The sequence below is a fragment of the Enterobacter asburiae genome (assembly GCF_024599655.1).
GTDB lineage: Bacteria > Pseudomonadota > Gammaproteobacteria > Enterobacterales > Enterobacteriaceae > Enterobacter > Enterobacter asburiae_D.
Genome location: NZ_CP102247.1, coordinates 2,582,165 through 2,607,369, shown reverse-complemented (window position 1 = coordinate 2,607,369; position 25,205 = coordinate 2,582,165). Strand labels below are relative to the sequence as shown.

The following is a 25,205-nucleotide window of genomic DNA, read 5'->3' as shown; positions in this document are numbered from 1 at the left end:
ATGTCTTTACCGCCACTGTATGCCCTGCGCGCTTTTGAAGTTGCCGCGCGGCTTAACTCCTTCAGCAAAGCGGCTGAAGCACTGAATATCACGCCAGGAGCGGTCAGCAGACATGTCCGGACGCTTGAAATGTGGTTCGACTGTGAGCTCTTTAAACGTCAAGGGCCAAGAGTGGAGGTCAGTGATGCCGGGCGCGTTCTGGCCGGACAGCTTAGCGAAAGTTTCTCGAATATTGAGTGGGCGTGTCGCGCATTCAGAAGCGAAAATCATCTTCTGCGCCTCAAAGCTCCCAGCACCCTGACAATGCGATGGCTTCTGAATGTGCTTAAATCCTTTCGCGAGAACCACGCGAAGCCACAAATTGAAATTGCCAGCGTCTGGATGGACTTCGACACCGTTGACTTTAGTCGTGAGCCATACGATTGTGCGATCCTCCTCGGTAATGGCTATTTCGGCGAGTCAACGGAAAGCAGGCTGCTCTTCAGTGAATGGCTCATTCCGGTTTGTACCCCGTCGTTGCTTGAATCTGCCCGGCATCGGCTCCCAGAGTGCGATCTTATCCATCCCTCTCCGGACAGACGGGACTGGAAGCGCTGGCTGAAAAGAACGGGGTCATTCCCCGGTCTCGACGTGAGTCGAGGGATAGTGTTCGACACCCTGGAGCAGGGAAGCCTGGCCGCCATGCACGGTCACGGGGTGGCGATGGCCGATCTCCGCCTCACGCTCGACGCGCTGAAAAGCGGTCTGCTCGCGCTGCCCTTCAGGGAAGCGATAGCAACAGGGGACGGCTATTACCTTGTCTGGCCGAAACATTCGCTCAGAAGACAGAGTATTGAACGGTTGCTGGCGTGGCTTAATCTTAACGCGCCGGTGGTACCTTCTTTGAATATCGTCTGTCTTGAATACAATGAAAATCGGGTTTAATAAATAGCGGAATATTAATTTTGGAATATTCCGCATCCTGAACGTATTTATGCGTAGGGAATATTCGCCATCTTTTTATATCTTTCCGGCAGGGCGCTGTTCAGGTTGAGCAATTTATCCAGAATATAAAGCGCAGGCGTCCCTTTTGCACGTTCAGCATCGATCAGCGCAGTGCGTAACAGATTGGCAGCCGAGGTCATGTCACGGAAATACTCCTCAGATTCACGCGTTTGATCTTCGCCTGAGGCGGCGTAACGCACCTTTGGCCACTCCGCAAAGTCAAGCAGCGGAAGGATCCCATCCTCTTTTGGTAAATGCGCTGAGAGCAACTCTTCGGCGTTACCCGAATTGCTTTGGGCGAAAGAGAGGAGGTGCAGTCGATGGATTAGAGGTGACAGCGCCTCTGAGCGATCGCTTTCTGAGGAAAGTAAGTTTATTAGCGCAGGTATATTTTCCTCAGCGGTGTTTTTCGCTGGCGATAAGGTTTTCATTAAATGGAATAAAACATCGAGTGTCATAGGTGCTCCATATACGTACATTATTTTTTATTGTTTTAACTTCGCTATCTATTGTCGACAGCAGTATACCAGGGGTGAATGGATGGTATTTCATCGCGATTACGTTTGAAAAACGATAAATAGTGGGAATCAATGTGAGTTTTACTCAACATAGGGCTTAATATCTTATGCGTTTCTTAGAGCCTGATGATTACCTTACAATGAACGCTAAAACATCTACGCAGACAGAGTCTGCAAAGCGAGCAAACATGAAATTAGAGAGTGCGTCAGTTTTAGAAGAACTCCGGACCAAACTAAGACCCGCATCGGTCGCGCAGGTCGGCGGGTTCCGGCCGCCTGAAGATCCCATAACATCCTGGTTTCTAAAGGGCGTTTCTCGTGCAGACGAAGGATTACCCACCTGGAAGGACAAGCCAATGTTTCCGCTTCTTCAGATTCGGATCGACGAGCTTCCTGTTATTCCCGACCAGTTGAAGGGGATAGCCCTTCTGGTGTTGTTCCACAATTTGGAACAACATCCCTTTGACGAACCTCACGGTGAAGGATGGTTAATCCGCGAGTATGCCACCCTTGAAGGGCTACAGTTTTTGCCTGAATTGGACACGCCGTATCGCGCGTTTCCTGTTCAATGGCTCAGTGTCAATGACGATGCTCCTGGATGGGAAGATGCCTGGGACATTATTGATCTCTCTTGCGTAAATGATGATGAGCAGGCCAGCGATAGTTTTTTTGAGGACTTTAACCGCTACAGGGGAACCAAGGTCGGGGGATTTCCGGCAGAGATACAACACGGTGTGGGAATCGACGATTTTGTTTTTCAGGTTGGGTCGGAAGAAAAAGTGAATTGGATGTGGGCGGATAATGGTATCGGTTATTTTCACCGGTCATCAGAAGGGGAATGGCGATTTTCATGTCAGTTTTATTGATGAGCCTCCTGCCGGGGGATATGACCGCTTACCCGGCAGCGATTTGTTTCACAAACGCCATCGCTCATCGACCGTTCCGAATGGTATAACGTCTTGCGGCTAAAGGGTGGCCGCCCGCTGACCCCATTAACAAAGGTGTATATGAAACAAATTACGTTCAGTGACCTGCAGCAACAAAGCGAGCAGGCTGCCAATTCTCCTCGCTTACGCGCGCATCGCAATTTACATCCCGAGCTGAGCGACCCGGTGCAGCGCCTGGCCATCGCGATGGAACCTGGCACCTATGTTCGCCCCCATCGCCACCCGCACACGTTTGAACTGCTAACCGCTCTGAGCGGTCGCTTTCTGGTGCTGAATTTCGATGACAGCGGTAACGTGACCCAGCGCGTGGTGTTAGGTGAAGACTGCAAAGTGCTGGAGATGGATGCCGGTACCTGGCATGCCGTGCTGTCGCTGGATAAAGGCGGCGTCATTTTTGAGGTAAAACACGGCGGCTACCAGCCTGTTCCGGAGCACGATACCGCCCCATGGTCACCGGCTGAGAACGCGCCCGGCAGCGCGGAGCTGATGAAATGGTACGCCCAGGCGCAGGTGGGTGACGGTGGTTTTACCCTGTAAAAACCGGTGAGTTTTGATACAAGTAATCACAAAAAGGATGTGTGTATGTTGAAAAGATTAGTCGCGGGGCAGATGAGCTTATCGACGACTTTCTGGGGATGGGGAATCTGCGGTAATTTTCTACTGGGTCTCATTGGGCTTGCTGGAGTGCAAACCGGTCACCCGGCAATGGTGCCGCTTTCCTATATACTTAAAGCTGTTCTGTTCAGTGTTGTACTTTCCGGCATTACTTTCATTCTGCGCCGAAAAATCACAGTATTGGGTGGGATCGCTTTTTTTATTATTTTGATTCAGGTGATTATGAGTGTAGTGATGACGGTTGGCCTTTTCTCGTTATTTTCTGAATAATCACTAGCAAGAGAGTTGGGTTTGCCAGCAGGATCACCTGACGGTGAGTAACATCGAGAACACGTACCTCCTTCTGGTGAAGGAGATACGCCTTTGCTGGCTGGATTTCCGGGATTAGCTAAGGCTCTCGAGCTCCTGCAGGAACACCTCAACCTGCTCAGGTGTCGCCGTGTCTGCCTGGTAAAGGATATCGAGCTTAACGTTCTTCAACCCGCAGAAACCAAATACACCTTCGATAATCTGCGTCTGAATCGCCGTCGAATAGCCGTGTTTGTCGAATCCGCTGAGATCGCTGCCGCCGGTGGCAATCAGGCGGACGGGAACATCACGTAAGCTGCCCACAATCCGGCCGTCCTCGGCCACCTTATACGCCCAGTTCAGGGTTAATACGCGATCGAACCAGCCCTTCAACAGCGCGGGGACCGACCACCAGTACACCGGGAAGACAAACACCAGCATATCCGCTCGCTCGACGCGCTGCTGCTCGCGCAAAATATCGTTGGGAAGGGCGCTCGGATCGCCGTGATACAAATCAAGATCGGCGCGGGTCATCGCCGGATTAAACCCTTCAGCATGCAGATCGGCAATCTCAACCTGCGTACCTTGCTCGCGCAATTTCCCGGCAATGCGGTCAGCCAGCGAATGGGATAACGAATTGTTGACAGGGTGAGCCGTCACGATCAGTGCGTTATTAATAGCATTTGTAGCAGACATAGCGACCTCGAATGGGTGAGAACTGATGCCTATATTACTATTGGTAACTTAGGTGTCAATCCGTCCAAAGCGATCATTTTGTGCTATTCACGTAGGTCTCCAGCACGCCGGTCATGGCGCCGCTGAGCGTATCTTCCGCAACATTCCGGGCGAGCACGCCGTTGCCTGCGGCGGTGCTGAGCGCGTCCGCTGCGCCAATGATGGCCGTCAGTGCCGCTTCCCCCTGAACGCCTTTCAGCGTGACAAAAGGGGAAAGCGCGGTACGCAGGCAGTCGGCACATTCGGCCACGCATGCCTCACGAAACGTCTGCAACGCGTGGGAACCGGACAGCGCCGCGGCGATTGGCCCGGTTTCAGGCCCGGCGGTAATGGCGCAGTCGATATAGGCGGCGCTGAAAAAGCGGATCGTCTTTTCCAGCGTTTTGCTGTCGACCGCCAGCGTCTCGCGGAATTTCGCCAGCTGCCGATCGCTATAGTCCTGGTACAGCGCCATCAGCAATCCTTCTCGATCGCCAAAGTGGTCGTAGGGGATAGGCTTGGTCACGTTGGCCCGCTCGGCCAGGTAGCCAAGCGTCAACGCCTCCGTGCCTTGCTGACGAACGATTCCGCGTGCAACCTCCAGCAGCTGCACGCGGCGGTCCTCTTTTCTTAAGCGCTTAACAACCATGCTTTCCTCAGATGTGTTATCTACTCATGGTAGTTTACACGTTTTCTGTGGGGTGCAGCACGCGTTGTTCCGCTGGGCGGATCCGGAACCAGATCGCATACATCGCGGGCAGGAAGACGAGGGTGATGATCGTCCCGCCCAGCGTTCCGCCTATCAGCGTCCAGGCAAGCGTGCCCCAGAACACCGAATGCGTCAGGGGAATGAACGCCAGCACGGCAGCCATGGCGGTCAGAAGGACCGGGCGTGCGCGCTGGACCGTCGCTTCAACCACCGCCTGGAACGGCTCTAGACCCTCCTTCTGGTTATGATTGATTTGACCGATCAGGATCAGCGTATTGCGCATAAGAATGCCGGAAAGGGCGATCAAACCGACCAGCGCGTTGATGCCAAACGGCTGGTTGAAAATCAACAGCACGGGCACCACGCCAATCAGCCCCAGCGGCGCGGTTAGGAAGACCATCACCATCGCCGAGATTGAGCGCACCTGCAAAATGATGATCAGCAGCGTCAGGGCAATCATGATCGGGAACAGCGGAAGCATTGCCTGCGTGGCTTTACCCGATTCCTCAATCGAACCCGCCATGTCGATTCGGTACCCGGCCGGCAGCGCATCAACAATCGGCTGGAGCTGCTTCATGATGGCGACCGACACATCCGGTGGCTGAAGATTGTTAGCGATATCGCCCCGAACGGTTATCGTCGGCGTGCGATCGCGACGACGCAGGATTGGATCTTCCATACCGATCTCAATCTTGCCGATTTGAGACAGCGGAACGCGCTGTCCCGCATTGCCGACAAGGGTAAAGCCCTCTATTTTTGCCGGATCAAGACGGATATCTCCCGCCGCGCGGCCAATCACCTCTACCGAGCGAATATCTTCCCGCACGGAGGTGACGGGCACGCCAGACAGCAGGAACTGAAGCTGCTCGGCAACGGCACTGGAGGTTAATCCGGTCGCCTGCAGGCGGTTTTGATCGAGGGTGAAATGCAATACGGGAACGCGTAACCCCCAGTCGGTGTTGACGGTTCTCATCAACGGGCTTGCCTGGAGCACGGCTTTCACCTTATCAGCGATGTCGTGCACCTGTTCGACATCCGGACCCGTCACGCGCCAGGCAACCGGGAAGGGCGAGTAAGGGCCAAACACCAGCTGCGTCACCCGCACGCGCGCCTCGGGCGCAAGGCCGTTGGCGACAGCGCCTCTCAGCCGGAGCTTCAGCGCCTCGCGTGACGTCTCGCTGTCCGTCAGGATCACGATTTTCGCAAAAGACGGGTCGGGCAGTTCAGGGGCCATCGCCAGATAAAAGCGGGGCGAACCCTGACCAATATAAGCAGTGACAATTTTGGCTTCAGGCTGCTGGCCCAGCCACGCTTCTATTTTTGCCGCTGCGGCGCTGGTTTGCTCAATCGAGGTACCGTAGGGCATCTGGACCTCAACCAGTACTTCCGGGCGGTCGGAGGTCGGGAAAAATTGTTTTTTTACCAGACCCATGCCGAGCACGGCCACGATGAAAATGGCGACCACCGACCCGGCCACCCGCCATTTTCTGGCGATAACGCGGGCAAGCAGCTGGCGAAAACGGTTATAGCGAGGCGTGTTATAGATGGCGGCATGACCCCCTTCTACTTTGGGGATCGCCGGCAGGATCTTCACCCCAAGATAGGGCGTGAACACCACCGCGACAAACCACGATGCAATCAGGGCGAGGCCGACAATCCAGAACATATTGCTGGTGTATTCCCCGGCGGTCGACTGGGCAAAACCATTCGGCATAAAGCCAATGGCCGTCACCAGGGTTCCGGCCAGCATGGGCGCGGCGGTATGGCTCCAGGCGAAGGCCGAAGCTTTGATTCTGTCGTAACCTTCCTCCATTTTCACCACCATCATTTCGATGGCGATAATGGCATCGTCAACCAGCAGCCCGAGGGCGAGGATCAGGGAGCCCAGCGTGACGCGGTCGAAGTTTATTCCCGCGGCTTCCATCACCACGAAAACGACCGCCAGCGTCAGCGGGACCGCCGCCGCAACCACCACCCCCACGCGCCAGCCCATGCTGACAAAACACACCACCATGACCACAAGCAGGGCGACGAAGAACTTAATCATGAACTCATCGACCGACGAGCGAATATTCACGGACTGGTCGGTGACCTTGGTCAGGGACATACCAAGCGGCAGGCTATCATTTATTTTTGCCGTTGCCGCATCCAGCGCTTTACCCAGCGCCAGACCGTTCCAGCCTTCGCGCATCACGATGCCCAGCAGAAGGGCGGGTTCATGCTGATTACGTATGAGCATCGTCGGGGGATCTTCGTAGCCCCGTTCAACCGTCGCCACATCGGACAGCTTGAGCGTTTTGCCCTGAGCAACAAATGGCGTATCGCGGATTTTCTGCAGTTCATCGAACGCGCCGTCCAGGCGGATAAAAATTTGCGCGCCTCGGGTCTCAATGGAACCCGCCGCGGCTAGCGCGTTCTGGCTGTTGAGGGCATTGAAAATATCCTGGGGTGAGAGTCCTATCGTCGCCAGGCGGTCATGGGAGAAGGAGATATAAATCCGCTCGGCCTGTTCGCCGATAATGTTCACTTTCTTCACGCCGGGAACGTGCAGAAGCTGCTGGCGCAGACCTTCGGCATCACGTACCAGCTGCCGCTGCGGCTCGCCTTTCGCTTTCAGGGCAAAGAGGGCAAAGGTGACATCCGAGAATTCGTCATTGATCATCGGGCCGATGACGCCCGCCGGAAGACGCTGCGATTCATCTCCAAGCTTCTTACGCGCCTGATAGAACTCCTCCTGCACTTCGGCAGGCGGGGTCTTGTCCTGCAATGACAATGTAATAAACGCCATGCCGGGACGGGTATAGGTTTCGGTACGGTCATACCATTTGAGTTCCTGCAGGCGCTTTTCCAGCGGTTCGGCGACCTGATCCTGGATCTCCTGCGCGGTGGCGCCCGGCCAGACGGTTATCACCGTCATTTGCTTTACCGTGAAGGGCGGATCTTCCGCGCGCCCGAGCCCAAAGAAGGCGTAAATTCCGGCAATCGTGACCAGAACGATAAGAAACAGCGTGATGGAACGTTCGCGGACGGCCAGCGCTGACAGGTTGAAGCGGCTTCCGCTCATGGTGTGTTCTCCGCCAGGGCGGCAGTGCGTTGTTTAGCAAGCCTGACGACCTCACCTTCGTGCAGAAGATGTGCGCCTAACGCAACAATCTTCTCACCGGGCTTCACCCCGCCCGTGATCTGCACCGCATCTTCACCCACGCTCAGCACCTTGACGGGCGTCCATGCGACCTTTGCCGGCTGGGCGGAAATGCGCCAGACGCCGGGACCTTTTCCTGCATCATAGAGTGAGGCCAGCGGGACCTGCATGATCTGACCTTCCGCTTTATTATCCTGAATGTTCAGCGTGACGGTCGCCCCCAGCGGCGCGTTCGCCAGCATGCCATCCAGCACGTAACGGGCTTCATACGTGCGGGTCGTGGCATCGGCCGAGTCAGACAGCAGGCGCAGCGTTGCGGTGACCGGGTGTTCTTCATTGCCATAAAGTGTGGCCTGCGCTTCGCTGCCGACGGCAGGGCGCAGGGTTTCCGGAAGCTGCACGAGCGCTTCACGCTGTCCCGCTCTGGCGAGCCTGATCGTCACCTGTCCGGCACTGACGACCTGACCCGGCTCGGCGAGCGTCTCCATGACCACGCCGTCGGAATCCGCCAGCAGTACGGCATAGCCCGTGGCGTTTTGCGCCACGCTGGCCTGCGCCCGGGCGGCGCTGAGATCGGCCCTGGCCGTATCGGCCGCCGCTTTGATCTGGTCATACTCCGAGGCCGACACGGCACCGGAAGCCACGAGACCGCGATAGCGCGCCTCATCGCTGGAGGCTTTTCGCGCGCGCGCCTGGGCTGCATCCACCGCGCGCTGCTGCGCCTGGGCCTGTAATTTCAGGTCAACCGGATCCAGGCGCAGCAAGGGCTGACCCTGTTTGACGGTCTGACCCGTATCAACCAGTCGCTCAAGGATTTTTCCCTGAACTCTGAAACCCAAATCGCTTTGCGTTCTTGCGACCACCACGCCCGTGAAGGCGCGGGAGGTATTGTTCGCAAGCTCGACGGATGCGGATCTGACGAGGGGTGGCTTTGTGCGCGGATCGTCACTCGCGGAAATATCGCCGCACGCCACCAGGGCAAACGGCAGGAGACAAACGGCAATGCGGGCTGAAGTGAGCCTGAGCATGGGAAACCTTTTTGACGTAGCAGGACGGTATCCGCATTCTCTGACTAGTGACCAAAATTGTCAATGGTCACAAATTAGGGGGCCAGGCTTCTTAAAATCAGTGAAGAGAGCAGCACTGCCGCCGTGGGGGCCATTTCGAGGTTGTACTGCAGCTGAACGGGATTAATGTAAGGGCACATCACCATGTAGACGGCACCGGTAATCTCATCCAGCGGCGTTTTTCTTTCAAACTCGCCGGCCTGCCTGCCTTCGATAATGATGCTCTCAATCAGCTTCATCAGGCTTTCACTATACTTTTGGGTTGACGGCCACTGCTCCTGCGCGGCGACGGCGGCAATGTCGTATAGCTTACGGTCGTGGAAAAACAGCTCGCTTCCCGCCTCGGTGAGCGCTTTGAAAAGGCGGCGTAATCTTTCGCTTGCTGAAGGCGCATCTTCGATGGCTGAAAGCACCGCCGCCATGATCAGCTCCAGGCGGTTAGCGCAGATCACCTCGCCGATGGCCTGTTTGGAATCGAAAAACTTATAAATGTAGGACTTTGAAAAACCGATGGATTTAGCCAGTTCGGCGACGGTGGTTTTTTCATAGCCGTAGTGACCGAAGTGCTCAAAAGCGGCTTCGACGATTTGCTCTCTGACCGCGTGGTCAAGTGGACCACGTGCTGATGGGGGGTTCATATTTTTAGTCATTATTTAAGCTTAGCGTGACAGGCTACGATTAACAACGAGTGACCATTTCGTGCTTTGGTTACCGTCATTCATCATGCGCCGTTCAGACGGGACGATCAACCAGGTGGGGTAAGTGTATCACTGTTTTTCGTGCACTATGGCATCTATCTGTCTGCGATAAGCGAGGGTTTCAGCTCAACTCCCTTGCGCTGAACGGAGCCGTTTTTGCTTAAGCCGAGCGTGGACACAATATGATTAGAATGTCTGGGGAAACCGTGTTTTGATCGGCGGGTGAGTGGAGGCCGCAAAACCGATGCGGCCTTATCTGTCAGGCAGCCAGTTCAGGCATCTTTTCCTTCACGAAATTTAACACTTTCTTCGCGTCCAGGGACGCATAGGGCAGGCTCTCAATAATGGCGATTGAACGCGTATTACCCACCGTTTCTTTTATCTCATCGAGTTTGTACTGAATGTGCGGCGCGACGAGGAAACCATCGAAAGCGGGAGCGACACTGGCGAAGTTATCCAGCCCAACGGCGCTAATCATCAGCGGATAGCCTTCGCGTTCTGCCAGAGACTGCATCTTTTTGGCGAGAGCGTTTGCGGTATTACCAAACAAACAGCATATCAGAAGCTTTTTCATATTTTGTACCTCCTGAAAACCGCTCCTAGGGTAGTCCCGCGGTTGTCATCGAAATGCGCGCTATCTCTTATTTTGGCGAGAAATTAACCGCAGCTGCCTGACGCGATTTAATTTAATGTTTTTTTAACCAGTCGAGAAAAAACTGGCTAAACGCCGTGACCTGAAGCGGCTGCAGTTTGCGCTGCGGGTAAACAAACTGCAGCCCGACATCTTTGCGATCGTATCGGCTGAAGCCGGTGAAGCTGTCGGCAAACAGCACCATGAGCCTTCCGGTTTCAACATCGTCTTTGACGTCCCACCACGATTTCCCCGCGATGCCAGCCCCGCTGAGAGCCCACTGGCGAAGCAATGCCCCGTCGTCGCACACCATGGCAGGCTCTACGCGAACAATGCTTTCCTCGCCACTGGTTTCAAAGCGCCATTCGTTCATCACCACGCCTTGAGACTCAAGCGCCAGGCACCGGTGACGGGTTAAATCTGCAAACGTGGAGGGGATTCCGCGCTCGTTAAGATACTCCCCGGAGGCGACCAGCACCCGATGGTTCGGACGGATGTTTCTGACGACAAGACTGCTGTCCGGCAGATTGCCGAAACGCACGCTCATATCCAGCCGGTTAGCGACCAGATCCTCAACGTGTTCTCTTAGCGAGATGAAAAATTTAACCTCAGGATGGCGTCGGGAGAATTCCACAACGGCGGGGCTAAGATACTGTTGACCAAAGTCCGAGGGTGCAGAAAGGCGAATGTTGCCGCTGAGCACGCCTTCTTTTTGCGTTAATAGCGACTCGGCGTGATGCACCTCCTCCAGCACGCGCAGTGCGGCATGGTAAAACTCTTCTCCGGCGCGGGTCAGCGTGATGGACCGCGTTGAGCGGTGAAACAGACGCGTCTGGTAACGCTCCTCAATCGCCTTCAGCCTGGCCGTCATGGTGGCGGGGGAAAGGGACAGGCGTCGTCCGGCGGCAGAAAGACCGCCGGCCTCGGCCACTTCCACCAGTAACGCCATGTCTTCGAGTTTGCCCATTATTCATATTTTCCGAAAAGTGCATCTGCCTTTAGCGTAATTATCAAAACCAGATGCCGCCTGTAAAGTGATTTCATCCAAACCATAAGGGGTGAAAACATGCAACGTACCTCACTTTTTGAACGCTACAGGCTGGGTCAGCAGGACCTGAAAAATCGTATCGTCATGGCGCCGATGACCCGCGCGCGCTCCCTGCAACCGGGAAATATTCCCTCCGCGCTGATGGCGGAGTATTACCGGCAGCGGGCCAGCGCTGGATTAATCATCACGGAAGCCACGCAGATTTCGCCTCAAGGGCAAGGATACTCATGGACGCCGGGCATCCATTCGCCTGAGCAGGTTTCAGGATGGCAGCTCACCACGGGCGCCGTGCATCAGGCGGGCGGGGTGATTTTTTCGCAGCTCTGGCACGTCGGCCGAATGTCGCACCCCAGTTTTCATCAGGATGGTCAGCCCGTTGCGCCGTCAGCGCTGGCGCCGGACGCGCAGGTGTGGGTGGTGAATGATCAGGGAGAAGGCCAAATGGTTGACTGCCCGCAGCCGAGAACGCTCTCGCGCAAGGATATTTACAGCATCATCGCAGACTATCGTCAGGCGGCACTAAATGCCGTTCAGGCCGGTTTTGACGGCGTGGAGGTTCACGGTGGAAACGGCTATCTGATCGACCAGTTCCTGCGTCAAACCTCCAACAAACGCACGGACGAGTACGGCGGCACGCTGGCGAACCGGATCCGCTTTGCTCAGGAGGTGTTAACTGCGATTGCGGAGGCCATTGGCCCCGAGCGTACGGGCATCCGCCTTTCCCCGTTTATCACCCAGCGCGGGATGAACGATCCGCAGGTGTCGGAAGCCATACTCGCTCTCGCGGCCTGGTGTGAACAACAAGGCATTGCGTTCATCCACCTGGCGGAAGCCGACTGGGACGATGCGCCGCAGATACCTGAACAGTTCCGTCAATCGCTTCGCGAGACGTTTCGAGGAACCCTTATCGTCGCGGGGAACTATGGCCGTGAAAAAGCGGAAAAGATCCTTGCCGCCGGCTATGCCGATTTGATTGCCTTCGGACGGCCGTTTATTGCCAACCCGGATTTACCCCACCGGCTGGCGCACCAGCTGCCTCTTGCCCAGGTACGCGACCCCGCCACGCTGTTTGGCGGCACCGCCACGGGATATACCGATTACCCATCATATAACGTTCAAAATAACGATTTGCAGTTATCCTGATAAATTATTGAGAGATATCATGAAATATACGACGTGTATTCGTTCAGCTGTCGCGATGCTTATTCTTGCAGGTCTATCCGGCACCGTATTTTCGGCGCAATTGGAGTTTCTGCAGCCGAAACAGCTTATTATTGATAAGAGCCTTTCACAGGCGCAATTAAAGGTGAATGAAAATGCTGCCAGAGAATATGCAACCTTCTGGAATACGGGAGAAGAGTCCCTGGCGCGTGATGCGCTGGCGGTGAATTTCATCGATAAGACGCCCCCAGAAGGTCGTAAGCAAGGTCCTGAAGGCGCTATTTTAGCCTCCCGGGCGTTTCGTGCCGCCGTGCCTGATTTGCGCTGTGACGTTGAACAAATGATTATTTCAGGCAATCGCGTGGTTTCGCATTTACATTTTCACGGTACCTTCACCGGGACATTTGGCAAGCTGAAAGGAAAGGGGCAAAAAATAGATTTTATCGCCACGGATATTTATGAGATCGCTGACGGTAAGATTGTGGCTAACTGGCATATTGAGGACAACCTGACGCTGATGAAACAGCTGGGCGCACTGTAAATTCACCACTCCGGGGCGGCCCGGAGTGATGCGAAAATCCTATAAGCCAAGATCGCTCAGTGAGGGGTGATCGTCCGGGCGTCTGCCCAGCGGCCAGTGGAACAGGCGCTCGGATTCTTTTATCGGCATATCATTTACGCAGGCAAAGCGGTGCTTCATCAGTCCGTCAGGCTCAAACTCCCAGTTTTCATTGCCATACGAGCGGAACCAGTTGCCGGAATCATCATGCCATTCATAGGCATAGCGCACCGCGATCCGGTTATCCGTAAATGCCCAGAGCTCTTTAATCAGACGATAGTCCAGCTCTTTTTTCCATTTCCGCTCCAGGAACGCCTGGGCCTCTTCACGGTTGGTGGCGAACTCAGCGCGGTTGCGCCACTGGGTATCCAGCGTATAGGCAAGCGCGACTTTCGCCGGGTCGCGGCTGTTCCAGCCATCTTCTGCCAGTCTGACTTTTTCGATGGCGCTTTCACGCGTGAAGGGCGGTAAAGGAGGACGTGTGTTCATTGCAATTACCTCAGCGTTATATGATGTAGACAGGTCTGTCTACTTGCGGTAATCTATGCCTGTAAAATAACGCTGTCAACATTCTTTTTGAGGCTACCCAAAAGTGAAAACAGAACCCGCAGTGAACGATACAAAAATCAGCGTCAGAGATAAGATATTACTTACGGCGCACGATCTGTTTTATTCCACGGGCTTCAGGGCGACGGGGGTGGATACGCTGATTAAAGCGTCTAAAGTGACCAAGGTGACTTTCTATCGCCATTTCCCGAGTAAGAGCTTGCTTATTCTCGCCTATTTGCATTATCGGCATGAAATATGGATTAACTGGTTTGAGGCCACGCTGCGTCGACATCTCGATAAAGGCGAAATACCTGCTGATGCGATATCTTCAACGCTTTATGAATGGTTTGTTTCGCCCGAGTTCCACGGCTGCGCGTTTATTAACGCCAGCGCAGAGGCAAAATCGGAAGATATTGAAAGCGAAATAAAAGAGATTTGCCGCAATCATAAATGTGAAACAAAGAAAATTATTGTATCGCTGACGAAGATCGCGGATGAGCGCGTCGTCAATGAGATTATGCTGCTCATTGACGGTGCAATTATTCATGCGCAAATGGGCATGGATACGGATGATGTCATCAATTCGTTGAAGAGGGGATTAGCCGCAGCGTTATTAGTGGGCAAATAATGTTTATACCTGCGACGACTGACAAACTCTCGCAACACAACAACACTTAGCGTTGAATAACCTTCACACCGGGAATGAGCAAATGGCCTATAACCGTACTTTCGCCCTCGATATAAGCTGGAAAACGCTGCTGAAAGACGCGGGGCTTGAGCCAGAACGCATTCTCCGCAGGGCAGGATTACCTGACGATCTCTTTTTGCAAAAAGCGCGTGGACTCGATACGGATGAATACATCCGCTTCTGGAACGCGCTAGAGGCCGAAACGAACGATCCTGCCTTTCCCGTCCCGCTCATTGAGTTGATCTCTGCGGATGTGTTTGATCCGCCACTTTTTGCCGCACTGTGCAGTAGCAATATGATGCAGGCTGTCCAGCGACTGGCCAGATATAAACAGCTTATTGCTCCCATGGTTCTGGAGACAACGGTCGACCAAAACGGCAACCTTACCGTTTCACCACGCTGGCTTTTTGCGACAGAACTCCCGCCGTTTCTGCAGGTGGCAGAGCTGGGTTTCCTGCTCAGGCTTTTGCGGCTGGGGACCCGCGAACCGGTTAACCCCTTACGGATCTCCGTTTCTGCGCTACCGTCAGCGGTTCAGAACAGCCACTTTTCGCGTTTCTTTGGTACTGACGTGCAATACGGAGAACAGCCTGCCATCAGCTTTTCCGCAGCCGATGCGCTTCGGCCCTTTTTAACGGTAAATGAGGGGATGTGGCAGGTATTTGAACCGGAACTGCAGCGTCGTCTCGGTCAGTTAAATGAACAGGCTTCAACCGCCGAGCGCGTTCGTGCGGTACTCCTGGAACTTATTCCCGGTAACGAAGCGACAATTGAAAAAGCGGCGGAGCGCCTGGGAATGAGCAAACGCACGCTGCAGCGCAGGCTTGAGCAGGAAGGGGATAATTTCCGCAACCTTGTCAACGCGTGTCGTGAACACCTGGCCCGTCATTATCTTCGCAATACGCGTCTTTCCGGGTATGAGATCGCATTTTTACTGGGTTTCGAAGATCCTAACTCATTCTATCGCGCATTTATGACCTGGACGGGCCAGACTCCTGAAGCGGCCAGGACAGCCATGCGTCTTGAGTAAATCCGGGCATATCTATCGCTATGATGGCGCAGTTTGCGAGTCATATGGCGCGATACGCTAGTTAACGCGGGGCCGAGTGAGGGCAAACTAACGACAGTCTACTCACCGAGGTATTTATGTTTACTCAGGACAAGAAAACCGCGCTGGTCACCGGTGCATCGTCAGGTATGGGCAAAGTCATCGCCCGTCGTCTTATTCAGGATGGCTATCAGGTTTACGCTGCTGCCCGTAGCGTTGAAAAAATGAACGATCTCGCCCAGCTTGGCGCGCGCCCTCTGCGGATGGATATCTCACGTGATGAAGACATTTTGGCTGCGGTGGAAACCATCGCGTCGCAAACGGGTGGGGTTGACGTACTGGTCAACAATGCGGGTTTTGGGCTCTACGGACCGGTAGAAGAGATCGGTATTGATGAAGCTCGCTATCAGTTTGAAGTTAACGTGTTTGGTGCGGCCCGCCTTACCCAGCTGCTGCTCCCGACCATGCGCGCCAGACGCAGTGGCTACATTATCAACATCACTTCGATAGGAGGAAAAATTTACACCCCTCTGGGAGCCTGGTATCACGCAACGAAACATGCGCTCGAGGGATGGTCTGACTGTCTGCGTCTTGAAGTGGCTGAATTTGGCATTAAGGTTGTGATTGTTGAACCGGGTTTAATCGAGACAGGCTTTGGCGATGTGGTCAGCGGCAATTTTGTCAAACGTTCAGCAAGTGGCCCGTATGGTCATCTGGTGGGGAACGTGGCGAACTCGGTCAAAAATGCTTATGGGAATGGCAGGGGCAGCGACCCGAAGGTGATTGCGGACGTGGTTGCCCGCGCCGTTAAAAGTCCTCACCCGCGTACGCGCTATGCAGCCGGCAAGTATGCCAGGATGCTCATCGGCATGCGCGTCTGGTTGGGTGACCGTCTGTTCGATCGCATTATTCTTAGCCAGACCCGATGACCCGAGCGCCGAGGATTAAAAACCCTCGGCTCCGCATGTGTCGCTACACAACGCTGTAAACACCCGCACCCCAGTACCCCTTACCCGGAAGAGTCTGTTCTTTCCAGCCTGATGCGATCGGTTCTTTTGCAATAAACCGATTGATGATCCCATGCCGCATCAAAATAATTTCCATACGTTCTAATCGCGAGTCCTGACCTTCCATTCTTCACAGCCAGACTAGCGCGAACGGGTGAGAGTTTTCACCCACCCGTTTTGGTGTGTCAGGGCGAGATCCATCACCCGCGGGCTGTACTTAACGTTGTTCACCACAATAATATATGTCGCAAGAATTTAACTGTTTTTGTCTTTCTCGTTTCGCGCGGCATCACACGTAAAGCGGGTTAGTAAGGATACCTTCCATGACTCTTCGAATTCGACAGGCCACCGGGGCCGATTCAACGCTCTTAAGCGAACTTGGATATCGCATTTACCCCGCCCATTTTCAGCATCTGTGGGTGTCAGAGGCAGAGATGAAGGATTTTCTGCACGGCGAGTACGCGCCTTCCGTACTTGAACAGAGCCTGAAAGATAACGCTGTTTCCTGGTATGTTGCCGAGACCGATCGGCCAGTGGGATTCATGAAAGTGACATGGGAAGCCAGGATTCCGGAAACGGACAAGAAGGGCGTTCTCCTCAACAAGCTCTACCTCGATCCTGCCGAGACCGGCAAGAACCATGGTCAGGTGATGTTCAACAGCATCACCGACATGGCCCGGAGCAGGGGAAAAGACTATCTCTGGCTGGAAGTGCTGGAGCAGAACGCGGGAGCGTACCGGTTCTACCTGAAGCAGGGCATGCTCTGCATTAAGAACGTCCTTTTCGAAACCGCTTCACAGCAGAGCATTCTCAGAATTATGGGGATGTCTCTTTAGGGCGAGAGCTCTCGTCGCGCTGTGCCAGCGATAGCGCGCTGGCGCTGGCGGGGTCGAACAGCGAGAGGCTCTCAATCTGATTGAGTAAAATCACCTTCCGGAATGACATGGCGCTGCGGGGTTCGGAGTCGAGCGTGATGTCATGCTCCGCATACCACTTGCTGTAATTATTCTCGATACGAAAGTTCATCGTCTCCGCGTCTCTGTACCCGCTTAACATCGGGATCAGCACGATATTGGCCGTTTTTTCATATTCCAGCGTTGCGGTGTGGATCATACCGACGTAAATCCGCCTGGAACGGAGCGTGACCTGCGCCAGTTCGCCTTGCTCCATACACTGGTACAGCAGTTGTTCGATACCGCTCGACTGCGCCAGACGTTTGTAGAGCTTCTTCCGGCTTTCGCCGTCCAGCCTGGCGCTGCCTGCCCAGTTAGAGCGGTAGAGGCAAAACAGGATGGCAAACGCCAGCATCACGACCACCGGCGCCTGAATGCCTAAAAAGCTCCAGTTCATAAAGTCGATTTGCCAGTCGGTATATTTCGGTGAGGCAAAGTGAAAAGCGTTGTTGGCGGCAGAGAGGGCGAGCAGGAGCAGCCAGAGCAGACCGGTGGCAATCACGCCCTGCAGAACGAAAATACAGCCGTACAGCGCCACAAGGAAATAGACGTCCCAGCCAAATGAGCGCTTGATTTTAAAGCGGGTCGACAGGTCGCGGCTGGTGTACCAGTACCCGCATACCATCAGCACCATAAATATCGCCGTTCCCATATCAGGCCCTCTTCAGCGTGTTGACGTGACGCAGAAAGTCCTGCCGCACCTCGTTGCTTTTGTAGTTCACCGAGGCGTTTCCGTCCTGGTCGATAATGATGCGATCGCCATCTTCGACGGCTTCAATGATTTCCTGCTGGCTCATCACCTGCAGTAAGGATTCCGGGCTGGAGAAAAGGGAGAGAAAGAAACGTTTCACGAGGGCATCCTTATGAATAAAAAGGATAAGCCTGGAAGAAGAGCGGCGAGTTTGCCTTAAGGATATCCTGAAAGTTAAAGCAGGGTGGCGGCTGCGCCTTACCCGGCCTACAAAACCCACTCTTTTGCACGACTATAACTTATTGATATATAGTCAAAATAAAAAATAGATCATCACAAACTTGGACAAATAACGTTAATTGTGTAAGTTTTAATTATGCGATTACGCCACGTTGTTTACAGCCAGGATGTGACCCATGAGCACTTTGCCCTCTGTCGTGAGTCGGTTTGTTGAGTACTACGCCGCACTGGATAGCCAGCCGCCGTCCGCGCTGGTGGGGCTTTACCATTCGAATGCCACGCTTATCGATCCGTTTGGCGAGCATGACGGGATTTTTGCGCTTCAGCGCTATTTCACCCATCTGCTGGCCAACGTTGAGCATTGCCGTTTTACCATCGATTCGCCGCTGTGCAGCGGAAGCCGGTTTGTTGTCACCTGGGTGATGCACTGGTCGCACCCGCGCATTGCCGGGGGAGAGCCGCTCGAACTGCCGGGATGTTCGGTAGTGCAGACGGAAAACGATCTCATCACGCACCAGCGCGACTACTACGATGCGGGAGAGATGATCTACGAACATCTTCCTCTGCTTGGCTGGGCGGTGCGCGGCGTGAAGCGGAGGGTCAAATCATGAAGACGGTGCTGATTACCGGGGCAAGCTCGGGCATCGGTGCCGGGCTGGCGAAATCCTTTGCCGCAGAGGGCTACCACGTGATTGCCTGCGGACGCGATCCGGCGCGTCTCGAAGCGCTGCATCAGACCTGCCCCAATCTCACCGTTCGCCTGTTCGATATGACAGACAGGGACGCCTGTCGCCAGGCGCTGACCGGCAGCTACGCCGATCTGATTATCCTCTGCGCCGGTACCTGCGAATACCTCGAGCAGGGCGTGGTGGATGCGGCGCTGGTAGAGCGGGTGATGGCGACAAATTTCCTCGGCCCGGTGAACTGCCTTGACGCGTTGCAGCCGCAGCTGGCTGCCGGCAACCGCGTGGTGCTGGTGAGCTCGATGGCCCACTGGCTGCCTTTCCCACGGGCAGAGGCCTACGGCGCGTCCAAAGCGGCCCTGAGCTGGTTTGCCGAAAGTCTGCGGCTGGACTGGGAGCCAAAAGGGATAGCCGTGACGGTTGTCTCCCCGGGCTTTGTTGACACGCCGCTGACGCGCAAAAACGATTTTGCCATGCCGGGCAGGGTGAGCGTCGACGAGGCGGTCAAGGCGATCCGTACCGGGCTGGCGGCAGGAAAAATGCATATCGCGTTTCCTGACGGGTTCGGCTTTATTTTGCGGTTGCTCTCCGGGCTGCCTGCGTTTCTTCAGCGCGCGCTGCTGCGCAGGATGGTGCGTTCATGAACATTGCGATTATCGGCAGCGGCATCGCCGGGCTGACCTGCGCCTGGCGCCTGGCTGGGCACCATCAGGTGACCCTGTTTGAAGCGGGCGCCACGCCCGGCGGCCATACCGCAACGGTTGACGTCTCAACGCCGCAGGGCACATACGCGATCGATACCGGGTTTATCGTTTACAACGATCGCACCTATCCGCGCTTTATGGGCCTCCTCAGCGAGCTGGGCATCAGCGGGCAAAAAACGCAGATGAGCTTTTCGGTGCACAACCCGGCGACGGGGCTTGAATACAACGGACACACCCTGACGTCGCTGTTTGCCCAGCGCCGAAACCTGGTGAATCCGACATTCTGGCGGCTGCTCGGGGAGATCGTCCGCTTCAATCGTCTGGCAAAACAGGCGCTGGACGGGGAGGTGGACCCGAACGCCACGCTGCAGACGTTTCTGGAACAGCACGGCTTCACGCCGTTTTTTGCGCGCCACTACATTCTGCCGATGGGGGCCGCCATCTGGTCCTCGTCGCTGCAGGAGATGAAGCGTTTCCCGCTGCCGCTTTTCTTACGTTTCTTCCAGAACCACGGGCTGCTGGATATCACCCAGCGCCCGCAGTGGTACGTGGTGCCGGGCGGGTCGCGGGAGTATATCCGCGCCATGCTCGACAAGCTGGGCGACCGTCTGAATCTGCATCTCAATTCTCCGGTGCAGCGGGTGAGCCGCCACGAGCACGGGGTTACGCTCCAGCTTGAAAACGGCAGCCATACCTTCGATCGGGTGATTTTTGCCTGCCACTCCGCCAGCGCCCTGGCGATGCTTGATGATCCGACGCCCGCAGAGCGCGAGGTGCTGGGCGATATCGGCTGGCAGCGCAACGAGGTCGTTTTACACAGCGATCCGCGCTGGCTGCCGGTGCGGCAGCGCGCGTGGGCCAGCTGGAACTACCGCCTGAGCGCGGAGGAGCAGGCCAGCGCCTGCGTCACCTACAACATGAACATCCTGCAGGGACTGCCTGCGGGCAGTCCGCTGTTCTGCGTCACCCTGAATCCAGACGCGCCGGTAGATGAGCGCTTCGTTCTGCAACGTTTTGTCTATGAACATCCGCTGTTTAACCCGCAAAGCTGGCGGGCGCAGGCGCGGCGCGGCGAGATCAACGGTCATAACCGGAGCTGGTACTGCGGGGCCTACTGGTACAACGGTTTTCATGAAGATGGCGTGCGCAGCGCGCTGGACGTGGTCAACGCGATAGCTGCCGGAGAGGGGAACTGAGATGAACAGCTGCCTCTACCACGGCGTGTTACGCCATCGCCGCCTTCAGCCGAAAACCCATGAATTCAGCTACAGCGTCTTTATGGCCTGGCTGGATCTCGATGAACTACCGCTGCTGCCGTCCGTCGGCGTGCGGCGCAATCGCTTTGCCGCCGCCTCGTTCCACGACGCGGACTATCCTCTCGGCGCGCCGCTTAAAGAGAACGTGCTCAGCAGGCTGGAGAGCCTGACCGGGGAACGTCCGGACGGGCGGGTGATGCTCCTGACGCAGCTGCGCTATTTCGGCTTTCATTTCAATCCGGTCAACTTTTACTACTGCTACGACGGGAAGGGAACGCTGCGCTGGGTGCTGGCGGAGGTCCGCAACACGCCGTGGAATGAACGTCATTACTATGCCGTCAACGGACAGGATGCGCAGCCCACGGAAAAAGCGTTTCACGTTTCCCCCTTCAACCCGATGGACATGATCTACCACTGGCGCTTTAACGACCCGGATAACACGCTGCATATGCACATTGAAAATCATCAGGAAGCGAAGGTCTTTGATGCCACGCTCGCGCTGCGCCGGGAGCCTTTGACGCGCCCCGCGCTGCGCTCGCTGTTGCTGCGCATCCCGCTCATGACCCTGAAAACCGTTTTTGCCATTTACTGGCAGGCGCTGCGCCTGTGGCTCAAGCGCGTGCCGCTGTATAACCACCCCGTCAGCAGGAGTGAACGCTCATGACCGATCCCGTCTTTGCGTTAGAACCCGATATCCCGCGCAACGTCCGCCTCGCGCGATGGCTGCTGTTTCGTCTGTTAAGCGGCATTCGTGGCGGCTCGCTCACCCTGCGTGAAGGGGCACAGACCTTTCATTTTGGCGAAGCATCCTCCGCGCTGCATGCCGACGTGCAGATCCTCACGCCCGGCGTCTACTGGCGCGTCTTAACGGGCGGGAGCCTTGCTGCGGCAGAAGCCTGGATGGACGGCGAGTGGGAAACCGCACATCTCACGCCGCTTCTGGAGCTGCTGGCGATCAACGGCGAGGTGCTCGGTCGTCTGGAAAACGGCTTCCGCCTGCTCGGCAGGCCGCTGGAGCGGATACGCCACTGGACGCGGCGTAACTCCCGCATTCAGGCGCGCGAAAATATTGCCGCTCACTACGATCTGGGCAATACCTTTTATAGCCACTTTCTGGATAAGGAGCTGCTCTATTCCAGCGCGCTGTTTACCGCTGACGAGCAGGATCTGACGGCGGCCCAGCAGGCCAAAATGGCGCGCCTGTGTGACCAGCTCGCGCTAAGCCCGGGTGACCACCTGCTGGAAATTGGCACCGGCTGGGGCGCGATGGCGGAATACGCCGCCCGCCATTATGGCTGTCGGGTAACGACTACCACGCTATCGCAGGAGCAGTATATCTGGGCGACCGAGCGGATCGCCCGCGCCGGGTTGCAGGATCGCGTTGAGGTACTGCTCTGCGACTATCGTGACCTCACCGGGCAGTACGACAAGCTGGTCTCGATAGAGATGATTGAGGCCGTCGGGCAACGCTATCTGCCGACGTTCTTCCGTACCTGCCAGGCGCGGCTGCGCCCCGGAGGACGGATGGCGATTCAGGCCATCACTATTCAGGACCAGCGCTATCGCGACTACAGCAAAAGCGTTGATTTTATCCAGCGCTACATTTTTCCCGGCGGCTTCTTGCCGAGCATTACGGCGATGAACGAGCTGATGACGCGCCACACCGATTTCGTGGTGCGCAATCTCTTCGACATGGGCCCCGACTATGCCCGCACGCTGGCCCACTGGCGGCAGCGCTTTGTCCACGCCTGGCAGGAGATTGAAAAACTCGGCTTCGATGAACGGTTCCGCCGCATGTGGCTGTACTACTTCGGCTACTGCGAAGCCGGGTTTAACGCTCGCACCATCAGCGTGGTGCAGCTGACCGCCGAGCGCGTATGAGACGTTACCTTCAGGTCTTCCTGCTGGCCATTGCGTTCGATCTCTACTGGGCGCTGGTGGTGCTCTTTCGCGAACAGGGCCTGATTATCTGGATCGCTCTGGCGATCCTGGCGTGCCTGCTCTTGCCGCCTGCATACCGTTTTTACGCCATTGGGCTGGCGGCGGCGGGCAGCCTGCTCGACGCCCTCTGGGCCCTGACCGGGCTGATTGCCTTTACGGGCGAGTCCCTGATGCCGTTATGGATGGTGGCACTGTGGCTGATGTTCGCCACGGTCTGGACGCAGCTGACGCGCACCACCACGTTGCCCGGCTGGCTGCTGACCCTGCTGGCCGCCGCGGGTGGACCTGTGGCCTATCTGTTTGGCGAGCGGCTGGGGGGAATTACGTTTCTGGAGCCGACCTTTATCGTCGTGAGCTGGATGGCGCCGGGCTGGCTGGTGTTGATGCTGTTTTTCCACCTGCTGATGGGGAGACAAAAATGAGAGCTGCGGTTTTGCTGCTTTGGCTGACGCTGGTTGTGCCTGCTGCCCAGGCCGCCGACTGGCTTGCCTGGCGTAAGGTGGGGGACGCCACGCTCACCTGGGGACCTTTCACCGTCTATACCTCCCAGCTGCGCACTCCGGATGGCCGTTACAGCCGGGACCAGGATCAGGCGCTGATTATTACCTATGCGCGGGACATCGATCGCGATGAACTGGTTGAGGCGACCCGCGACCAGTGGCAGGCGCAGGGGATCCTGGCACAGGAACCGCAAAGCGAAGCCTGGCTGCGGATGCTCCAGTCCCTGTGGCCGGATGTCCGACCGGGTTCACAGCTGGCGTTTGTTCTCAACGATAAGCAGGGGCAGTTCTGGTACCGCGCGTCAGCGGCGCAAACCTCCTTTATTCCACTCGGACCACGCCAGTCGGAAGCGTTCAGCACCCGTTTTCTGGCCATCTGGCTCGATCCCCGCACGCAATATCCTGAGCTGCGTCAGCAGTTAATCGGAGGCCAAAAATGAAACGTATCCTGATGATGGCGCTGGCATTCACGATGCTGCTGGCGGGCTGTAGCACGGAGGTGGCCGAGTATCGCCAGCAGCAGCCGCGGCTTGATATCTTCCACTACTTCCAGGGCAAAACCGAAGCGTGGGGGATGGTGCAGGATCGCAGCGGCAAGCAGATCCGCCGTTTCCACGTTGAGATTGCCGGGGACGTTATCGGCGATACGCTGACGCTCAATGAGCACTTTGTCTACGACGATGGCGAGAAGCAGCAGCGGGTCTGGCATATTCGCCGCGTGGGGAACGATCGCTACGAGGGAACGGCAGGGGATATAGAAGGGGTTGCCACGGGGCAGGCCGCAGGCAACGCCTTTAACTGGCATTACAGCATGAACGTGACGGCCAACGGCAGCACCTGGCTGCTGAACTTCGACGACTGGATGTATTTGCAGGATGAGATCCATCTGTTTAACAAAACCGAAATGAAGAAGCTGGGCGTCACCGTCGCCACGGTGACGCTGTTCTTTACCCGTAAGACCTCAGCTTAGTCGCGAACGCTGCCGGTTTTGCTGCTGGAGTAGATGAAGTACAGGGCAATCCCCAGGCACACCACCGCGCTCAGACGGCTCGGCGAAAACGGAATGGCCGCATTGCCCAGCCAGCCAAAGTTATCAATCAGCATACTCATGGCGAGCTGGCCGAATATCACCGCCACCGTGGCGACGGCGGTGCCGATCCGCTGTACGGCAAGCACCATTATCACGATATAGGGCACGCCAAACATCGCCCCGAGGAGCTGCCATTTCGGCACGTCCAGCAGCGTGACCGCCTGCTTAGGCTCAAAGAAGAAAATGAGCAGGGCGGTCACCAGCGCGCCGACGGAAAACGTCAGAAACGCGCTCTTGAAAACGCCCACGCTGCTGCCGAGCTGCCCGTTAATTGCTGCCTGTACGCTCAGCGTTGCGCCGCCACACACGGCCAGAATAATCATTATCAGTGTCATACGTTTACCCCTGTGCCACCAGAACCAGTGCGGCAATAATAAAAACCAGCGCCACGATGCGTTTCGCGTTTATCTTTCTGTGCGGCGTACCCAGCAAACCAAAGTGATCGATGATCAGGCTTTTAAAGACCTGACCGGCCAGAATGCCAATCATGGTCATTGCGATGCCGATAGCGGGGGTCGCAACGGTCAGAATGACCACGTAGACAGGGCCAAGCACGCCGCCGAGCAGCTGCCAGCCGGGCTGTGCGAAAAACGACGGGCTGTTACGGGGGCTGAAAAACAGCATCAGCAGAAACGTCAGCGCGGCGCCTACGCCGAAGATGCTGAACGTGGCCCATAAGTCACCCACTTCGCCGCCCAGCGGACCCAGCAGTCCCGCCTCGACGGACAGCCCCATCCCGCCGGCAATCACCAGTAAAATCAACACAAACTGCAT

Annotated in this window: 31 protein-coding genes; 18 read left to right on the top strand and 13 right to left on the bottom strand. The window is 56.1% G+C overall.

Going from position 1 to position 25,205, the window contains the following annotated elements:
• Complete coding sequence (locus NQ230_RS12265; protein ID WP_257257854.1) at positions 1–924, top strand: LysR substrate-binding domain-containing protein; 924 nt, start codon at positions 1–3, stop codon at positions 922–924.
• A 47-nt stretch (positions 925–971) separates the two neighbouring features.
• On the opposite strand, the gene NQ230_RS12260 is transcribed toward NQ230_RS12265, so the two are convergent.
• Complete coding sequence (locus NQ230_RS12260) at positions 972–1,442, bottom strand: hypothetical protein (RefSeq protein WP_257257853.1); 471 nt, start codon at positions 1,440–1,442, stop codon at positions 972–974.
• A 248-nt stretch (positions 1,443–1,690) separates the two neighbouring features.
• Here NQ230_RS12260 and NQ230_RS12255 point away from each other — a divergent pair, with 248 nt between their 5' ends.
• The 3 genes from NQ230_RS12255 to NQ230_RS12245 all read left to right on the top strand — a co-directional run bounded on the left by NQ230_RS12255 (position 1,691) and on the right by NQ230_RS12245 (position 3,334).
• Positions 1,691–2,368 (top strand): DUF1963 domain-containing protein, encoded by a 678-nt coding sequence (locus NQ230_RS12255; RefSeq protein ID WP_257257852.1) that lies wholly within the window; start codon positions 1,691–1,693, stop codon positions 2,366–2,368.
• 141 nt (positions 2,369–2,509) lie between these two features.
• Positions 2,510–2,986, top strand: a complete 477-nt coding sequence (locus tag NQ230_RS12250) for a WbuC family cupin fold metalloprotein (RefSeq protein ID WP_014883727.1) — start codon at positions 2,510–2,512, stop codon at positions 2,984–2,986.
• Between the two features lie 45 nt (positions 2,987–3,031).
• On the top strand, positions 3,032–3,334 hold the full coding sequence (locus NQ230_RS12245; protein WP_121423622.1) for a hypothetical protein: 303 nt from the start codon (positions 3,032–3,034) through the stop codon (positions 3,332–3,334).
• Between the two features lie 114 nt (positions 3,335–3,448).
• Here NQ230_RS12245 and NQ230_RS12240 read toward each other — a convergent pair whose 3' ends face one another.
• The 7 genes from NQ230_RS12240 to NQ230_RS12210 all read right to left on the bottom strand — a co-directional run bounded on the left by NQ230_RS12240 (position 3,449) and on the right by NQ230_RS12210 (position 11,280).
• Positions 3,449–4,048: an NAD(P)H-dependent oxidoreductase gene (locus tag NQ230_RS12240; protein WP_257257851.1), complete on the bottom strand. Its 600-nt coding sequence runs from the start codon at positions 4,046–4,048 to the stop codon at positions 3,449–3,451.
• Between the two features lie 73 nt (positions 4,049–4,121).
• A complete protein-coding gene (locus NQ230_RS12235; protein WP_213820566.1) occupies positions 4,122–4,715 on the bottom strand; it encodes a TetR/AcrR family transcriptional regulator in 594 nt (197 codons plus the stop codon).
• Between the two features lie 34 nt (positions 4,716–4,749).
• Positions 4,750–7,839 (bottom strand): efflux RND transporter permease subunit, encoded by a 3,090-nt coding sequence (locus tag NQ230_RS12230; protein ID WP_257257850.1) that lies wholly within the window; start codon positions 7,837–7,839, stop codon positions 4,750–4,752.
• Complete coding sequence (locus NQ230_RS12225; protein WP_257257849.1) at positions 7,836–8,945, bottom strand: efflux RND transporter periplasmic adaptor subunit; 1,110 nt, start codon at positions 8,943–8,945, stop codon at positions 7,836–7,838. Before NQ230_RS12225 ends, NQ230_RS12230 begins: the two co-directional genes overlap by 4 nt.
• 74 nt (positions 8,946–9,019) lie before the next feature.
• Entirely contained in the window at positions 9,020–9,634 is a 615-nt protein-coding gene (locus NQ230_RS12220) for a TetR/AcrR family transcriptional regulator (protein ID WP_257257848.1), read from the bottom strand.
• 307 nt (positions 9,635–9,941) lie between these two features.
• On the bottom strand, positions 9,942–10,256 hold the full coding sequence (locus NQ230_RS12215) for a PTS sugar transporter subunit IIB (RefSeq protein WP_213820560.1): 315 nt from the start codon (positions 10,254–10,256) through the stop codon (positions 9,942–9,944).
• Between the two features lie 112 nt (positions 10,257–10,368).
• Positions 10,369–11,280 carry a LysR family transcriptional regulator gene (locus tag NQ230_RS12210; RefSeq protein ID WP_257257847.1) on the bottom strand — a complete coding sequence of 304 codons (912 nt, stop codon included), beginning with the start codon at positions 11,278–11,280 and terminating at the stop codon, positions 10,369–10,371.
• A 99-nt stretch (positions 11,281–11,379) separates the two neighbouring features.
• Between NQ230_RS12210 and NQ230_RS12205 the strand changes: the two genes are divergently transcribed.
• Both NQ230_RS12205 and NQ230_RS12200 read left to right on the top strand, forming a co-directional pair.
• Positions 11,380–12,504 (top strand): alkene reductase, encoded by a 1,125-nt coding sequence (locus NQ230_RS12205; RefSeq protein ID WP_257257846.1) that lies wholly within the window; start codon positions 11,380–11,382, stop codon positions 12,502–12,504.
• Positions 12,505–12,523: 19 nt separating this feature from the next.
• Entirely contained in the window at positions 12,524–13,063 is a 540-nt protein-coding gene (locus tag NQ230_RS12200) for an ester cyclase (protein ID WP_257257845.1), read from the top strand.
• 39 nt (positions 13,064–13,102) lie between these two features.
• Here the strand turns inward: NQ230_RS12200 and NQ230_RS12195 are convergent, their stop codons facing one another.
• Entirely contained in the window at positions 13,103–13,570 is a 468-nt protein-coding gene (locus NQ230_RS12195; protein ID WP_159514089.1) for a nuclear transport factor 2 family protein, read from the bottom strand.
• A gap of 103 nt (positions 13,571–13,673) precedes the next feature.
• Here NQ230_RS12195 and NQ230_RS12190 point away from each other — a divergent pair, with 103 nt between their 5' ends.
• From NQ230_RS12190 to NQ230_RS12175, 4 genes are all read left to right on the top strand, one after another.
• The gene (locus NQ230_RS12190; protein WP_257257844.1) at positions 13,674–14,258 is read left to right on the top strand and encodes a TetR/AcrR family transcriptional regulator; all 585 of its coding nucleotides are present in this window, start codon (positions 13,674–13,676) and stop codon (positions 14,256–14,258) included.
• Between the two features lie 82 nt (positions 14,259–14,340).
• Complete coding sequence (locus NQ230_RS12185) at positions 14,341–15,348, top strand: AraC family transcriptional regulator (RefSeq protein ID WP_159514091.1); 1,008 nt, start codon at positions 14,341–14,343, stop codon at positions 15,346–15,348.
• 116 nt (positions 15,349–15,464) lie between these two features.
• On the top strand, positions 15,465–16,295 hold the full coding sequence (locus tag NQ230_RS12180; protein WP_121423635.1) for an oxidoreductase: 831 nt from the start codon (positions 15,465–15,467) through the stop codon (positions 16,293–16,295).
• 401 nt (positions 16,296–16,696) lie between these two features.
• Positions 16,697–17,209, top strand: a complete 513-nt coding sequence (locus NQ230_RS12175; protein WP_257257843.1) for a GNAT family N-acetyltransferase — start codon at positions 16,697–16,699, stop codon at positions 17,207–17,209.
• Here the strand turns inward: NQ230_RS12175 and NQ230_RS12170 are convergent.
• Together NQ230_RS12170 and NQ230_RS12165 are read right to left on the bottom strand one after the other, a co-directional pair.
• Positions 17,190–17,978: a hypothetical protein gene (locus tag NQ230_RS12170; protein ID WP_257257842.1), complete on the bottom strand. Its 789-nt coding sequence runs from the start codon at positions 17,976–17,978 to the stop codon at positions 17,190–17,192. The genes NQ230_RS12175 and NQ230_RS12170 overlap by 20 nt on opposite strands.
• A gap of 1 nt (position 17,979) precedes the next feature.
• Entirely contained in the window at positions 17,980–18,177 is a 198-nt protein-coding gene (locus tag NQ230_RS12165; RefSeq protein WP_024908361.1) for a hypothetical protein, read from the bottom strand.
• A gap of 256 nt (positions 18,178–18,433) precedes the next feature.
• On the opposite strand from NQ230_RS12165, the gene NQ230_RS12160 reads away from it, so the two are divergent.
• Genes NQ230_RS12160 through NQ230_RS12125 form a run of 8 tightly spaced genes read left to right on the top strand, consistent with a single transcriptional unit; the run spans position 18,434 to position 24,311 of the window.
• A complete protein-coding gene (locus NQ230_RS12160) occupies positions 18,434–18,868 on the top strand; it encodes a nuclear transport factor 2 family protein (protein ID WP_023335610.1) in 435 nt (144 codons plus the stop codon).
• The gene (locus NQ230_RS12155; RefSeq protein WP_257257841.1) at positions 18,865–19,584 is read left to right on the top strand and encodes an SDR family NAD(P)-dependent oxidoreductase; all 720 of its coding nucleotides are present in this window, start codon (positions 18,865–18,867) and stop codon (positions 19,582–19,584) included. Before NQ230_RS12160 ends, NQ230_RS12155 begins: the two co-directional genes overlap by 4 nt.
• Positions 19,581–20,840 (top strand): NAD(P)/FAD-dependent oxidoreductase, encoded by a 1,260-nt coding sequence (locus tag NQ230_RS12150; RefSeq protein ID WP_257257840.1) that lies wholly within the window; start codon positions 19,581–19,583, stop codon positions 20,838–20,840. The genes NQ230_RS12155 and NQ230_RS12150 overlap by 4 nt, the downstream gene beginning before the upstream one ends.
• A gap of 1 nt (position 20,841) precedes the next feature.
• Positions 20,842–21,564, top strand: a complete 723-nt coding sequence (locus NQ230_RS12145) for a DUF1365 domain-containing protein (protein WP_047061800.1) — start codon at positions 20,842–20,844, stop codon at positions 21,562–21,564.
• On the top strand, positions 21,561–22,781 hold the full coding sequence (locus tag NQ230_RS12140; protein WP_257257839.1) for an SAM-dependent methyltransferase: 1,221 nt from the start codon (positions 21,561–21,563) through the stop codon (positions 22,779–22,781). Before NQ230_RS12145 ends, NQ230_RS12140 begins: the two co-directional genes overlap by 4 nt.
• A complete protein-coding gene (locus NQ230_RS12135) occupies positions 22,778–23,263 on the top strand; it encodes a DUF2878 domain-containing protein (RefSeq protein ID WP_257257838.1) in 486 nt (161 codons plus the stop codon). The genes NQ230_RS12140 and NQ230_RS12135 overlap by 4 nt, the downstream gene beginning before the upstream one ends.
• A complete protein-coding gene (locus tag NQ230_RS12130) occupies positions 23,260–23,781 on the top strand; it encodes a hypothetical protein (RefSeq protein ID WP_257257837.1) in 522 nt (173 codons plus the stop codon). Before NQ230_RS12135 ends, NQ230_RS12130 begins: the two co-directional genes overlap by 4 nt.
• Entirely contained in the window at positions 23,778–24,311 is a 534-nt protein-coding gene (locus NQ230_RS12125) for a DUF3833 domain-containing protein (RefSeq protein ID WP_257257836.1), read from the top strand. Before NQ230_RS12130 ends, NQ230_RS12125 begins: the two co-directional genes overlap by 4 nt.
• Here NQ230_RS12125 and NQ230_RS12120 read toward each other — a convergent pair.
• Positions 24,308–24,766: a DMT family transporter gene (locus NQ230_RS12120; RefSeq protein WP_257257835.1), complete on the bottom strand. Its 459-nt coding sequence runs from the start codon at positions 24,764–24,766 to the stop codon at positions 24,308–24,310. The genes NQ230_RS12125 and NQ230_RS12120 overlap by 4 nt on opposite strands.
• 4 nt (positions 24,767–24,770) lie before the next feature.
• Positions 24,771–25,205: a DMT family transporter gene (locus tag NQ230_RS12115; RefSeq protein ID WP_023335619.1), complete on the bottom strand. Its 435-nt coding sequence runs from the start codon at positions 25,203–25,205 to the stop codon at positions 24,771–24,773.

Coding starts and splice junctions, on each gene's coding strand:
- NQ230_RS12250 (WP_014883727.1), top strand. CDS start 2,510: ATGAAACAAATTACGTTCAGTGACCTGCAGCAACAAAGCGAGCAGGCT.
- NQ230_RS12170 (WP_257257842.1), bottom strand. CDS start 17,978: ATGGGAACGGCGATATTTATGGTGCTGATGGTATGCGGGTACTGGTAC.
- NQ230_RS12235 (WP_213820566.1), bottom strand. CDS start 4,715: ATGGTTGTTAAGCGCTTAAGAAAAGAGGACCGCCGCGTGCAGCTGCTG.
- NQ230_RS12205 (WP_257257846.1), top strand. CDS start 11,380: ATGCAACGTACCTCACTTTTTGAACGCTACAGGCTGGGTCAGCAGGAC.
- NQ230_RS12240 (WP_257257851.1), bottom strand. CDS start 4,048: ATGTCTGCTACAAATGCTATTAATAACGCACTGATCGTGACGGCTCAC.
- NQ230_RS12220 (WP_257257848.1), bottom strand. CDS start 9,634: ATGACTAAAAATATGAACCCCCCATCAGCACGTGGTCCACTTGACCAC.
- NQ230_RS12265 (WP_257257854.1), top strand. CDS start 1: ATGTCTTTACCGCCACTGTATGCCCTGCGCGCTTTTGAAGTTGCCGCG.
- NQ230_RS12245 (WP_121423622.1), top strand. CDS start 3,032: ATGTTGAAAAGATTAGTCGCGGGGCAGATGAGCTTATCGACGACTTTC.
- NQ230_RS12230 (WP_257257850.1), bottom strand. CDS start 7,839: ATGAGCGGAAGCCGCTTCAACCTGTCAGCGCTGGCCGTCCGCGAACGT.
- NQ230_RS12130 (WP_257257837.1), top strand. CDS start 23,260: ATGAGAGCTGCGGTTTTGCTGCTTTGGCTGACGCTGGTTGTGCCTGCT.
- NQ230_RS12145 (WP_047061800.1), top strand. CDS start 20,842: ATGAACAGCTGCCTCTACCACGGCGTGTTACGCCATCGCCGCCTTCAG.
- NQ230_RS12225 (WP_257257849.1), bottom strand. CDS start 8,945: ATGCTCAGGCTCACTTCAGCCCGCATTGCCGTTTGTCTCCTGCCGTTT.
- NQ230_RS12140 (WP_257257839.1), top strand. CDS start 21,561: ATGACCGATCCCGTCTTTGCGTTAGAACCCGATATCCCGCGCAACGTC.
- NQ230_RS12260 (WP_257257853.1), bottom strand. CDS start 1,442: ATGACACTCGATGTTTTATTCCATTTAATGAAAACCTTATCGCCAGCG.
- NQ230_RS12150 (WP_257257840.1), top strand. CDS start 19,581: ATGAACATTGCGATTATCGGCAGCGGCATCGCCGGGCTGACCTGCGCC.
- NQ230_RS12195 (WP_159514089.1), bottom strand. CDS start 13,570: ATGAACACACGTCCTCCTTTACCGCCCTTCACGCGTGAAAGCGCCATC.
- NQ230_RS12255 (WP_257257852.1), top strand. CDS start 1,691: ATGAAATTAGAGAGTGCGTCAGTTTTAGAAGAACTCCGGACCAAACTA.
- NQ230_RS12185 (WP_159514091.1), top strand. CDS start 14,341: ATGGCCTATAACCGTACTTTCGCCCTCGATATAAGCTGGAAAACGCTG.
- NQ230_RS12155 (WP_257257841.1), top strand. CDS start 18,865: ATGAAGACGGTGCTGATTACCGGGGCAAGCTCGGGCATCGGTGCCGGG.
- NQ230_RS12215 (WP_213820560.1), bottom strand. CDS start 10,256: ATGAAAAAGCTTCTGATATGCTGTTTGTTTGGTAATACCGCAAACGCT.
- NQ230_RS12125 (WP_257257836.1), top strand. CDS start 23,778: ATGAAACGTATCCTGATGATGGCGCTGGCATTCACGATGCTGCTGGCG.
- NQ230_RS12135 (WP_257257838.1), top strand. CDS start 22,778: ATGAGACGTTACCTTCAGGTCTTCCTGCTGGCCATTGCGTTCGATCTC.
- NQ230_RS12160 (WP_023335610.1), top strand. CDS start 18,434: ATGAGCACTTTGCCCTCTGTCGTGAGTCGGTTTGTTGAGTACTACGCC.
- NQ230_RS12210 (WP_257257847.1), bottom strand. CDS start 11,280: ATGGGCAAACTCGAAGACATGGCGTTACTGGTGGAAGTGGCCGAGGCC.
- NQ230_RS12180 (WP_121423635.1), top strand. CDS start 15,465: ATGTTTACTCAGGACAAGAAAACCGCGCTGGTCACCGGTGCATCGTCA.
- NQ230_RS12175 (WP_257257843.1), top strand. CDS start 16,697: ATGACTCTTCGAATTCGACAGGCCACCGGGGCCGATTCAACGCTCTTA.
- NQ230_RS12200 (WP_257257845.1), top strand. CDS start 12,524: ATGAAATATACGACGTGTATTCGTTCAGCTGTCGCGATGCTTATTCTT.
- NQ230_RS12115 (WP_023335619.1), bottom strand. CDS start 25,205: ATGCAGTTTGTGTTGATTTTACTGGTGATTGCCGGCGGGATGGGGCTG.
- NQ230_RS12120 (WP_257257835.1), bottom strand. CDS start 24,766: ATGACACTGATAATGATTATTCTGGCCGTGTGTGGCGGCGCAACGCTG.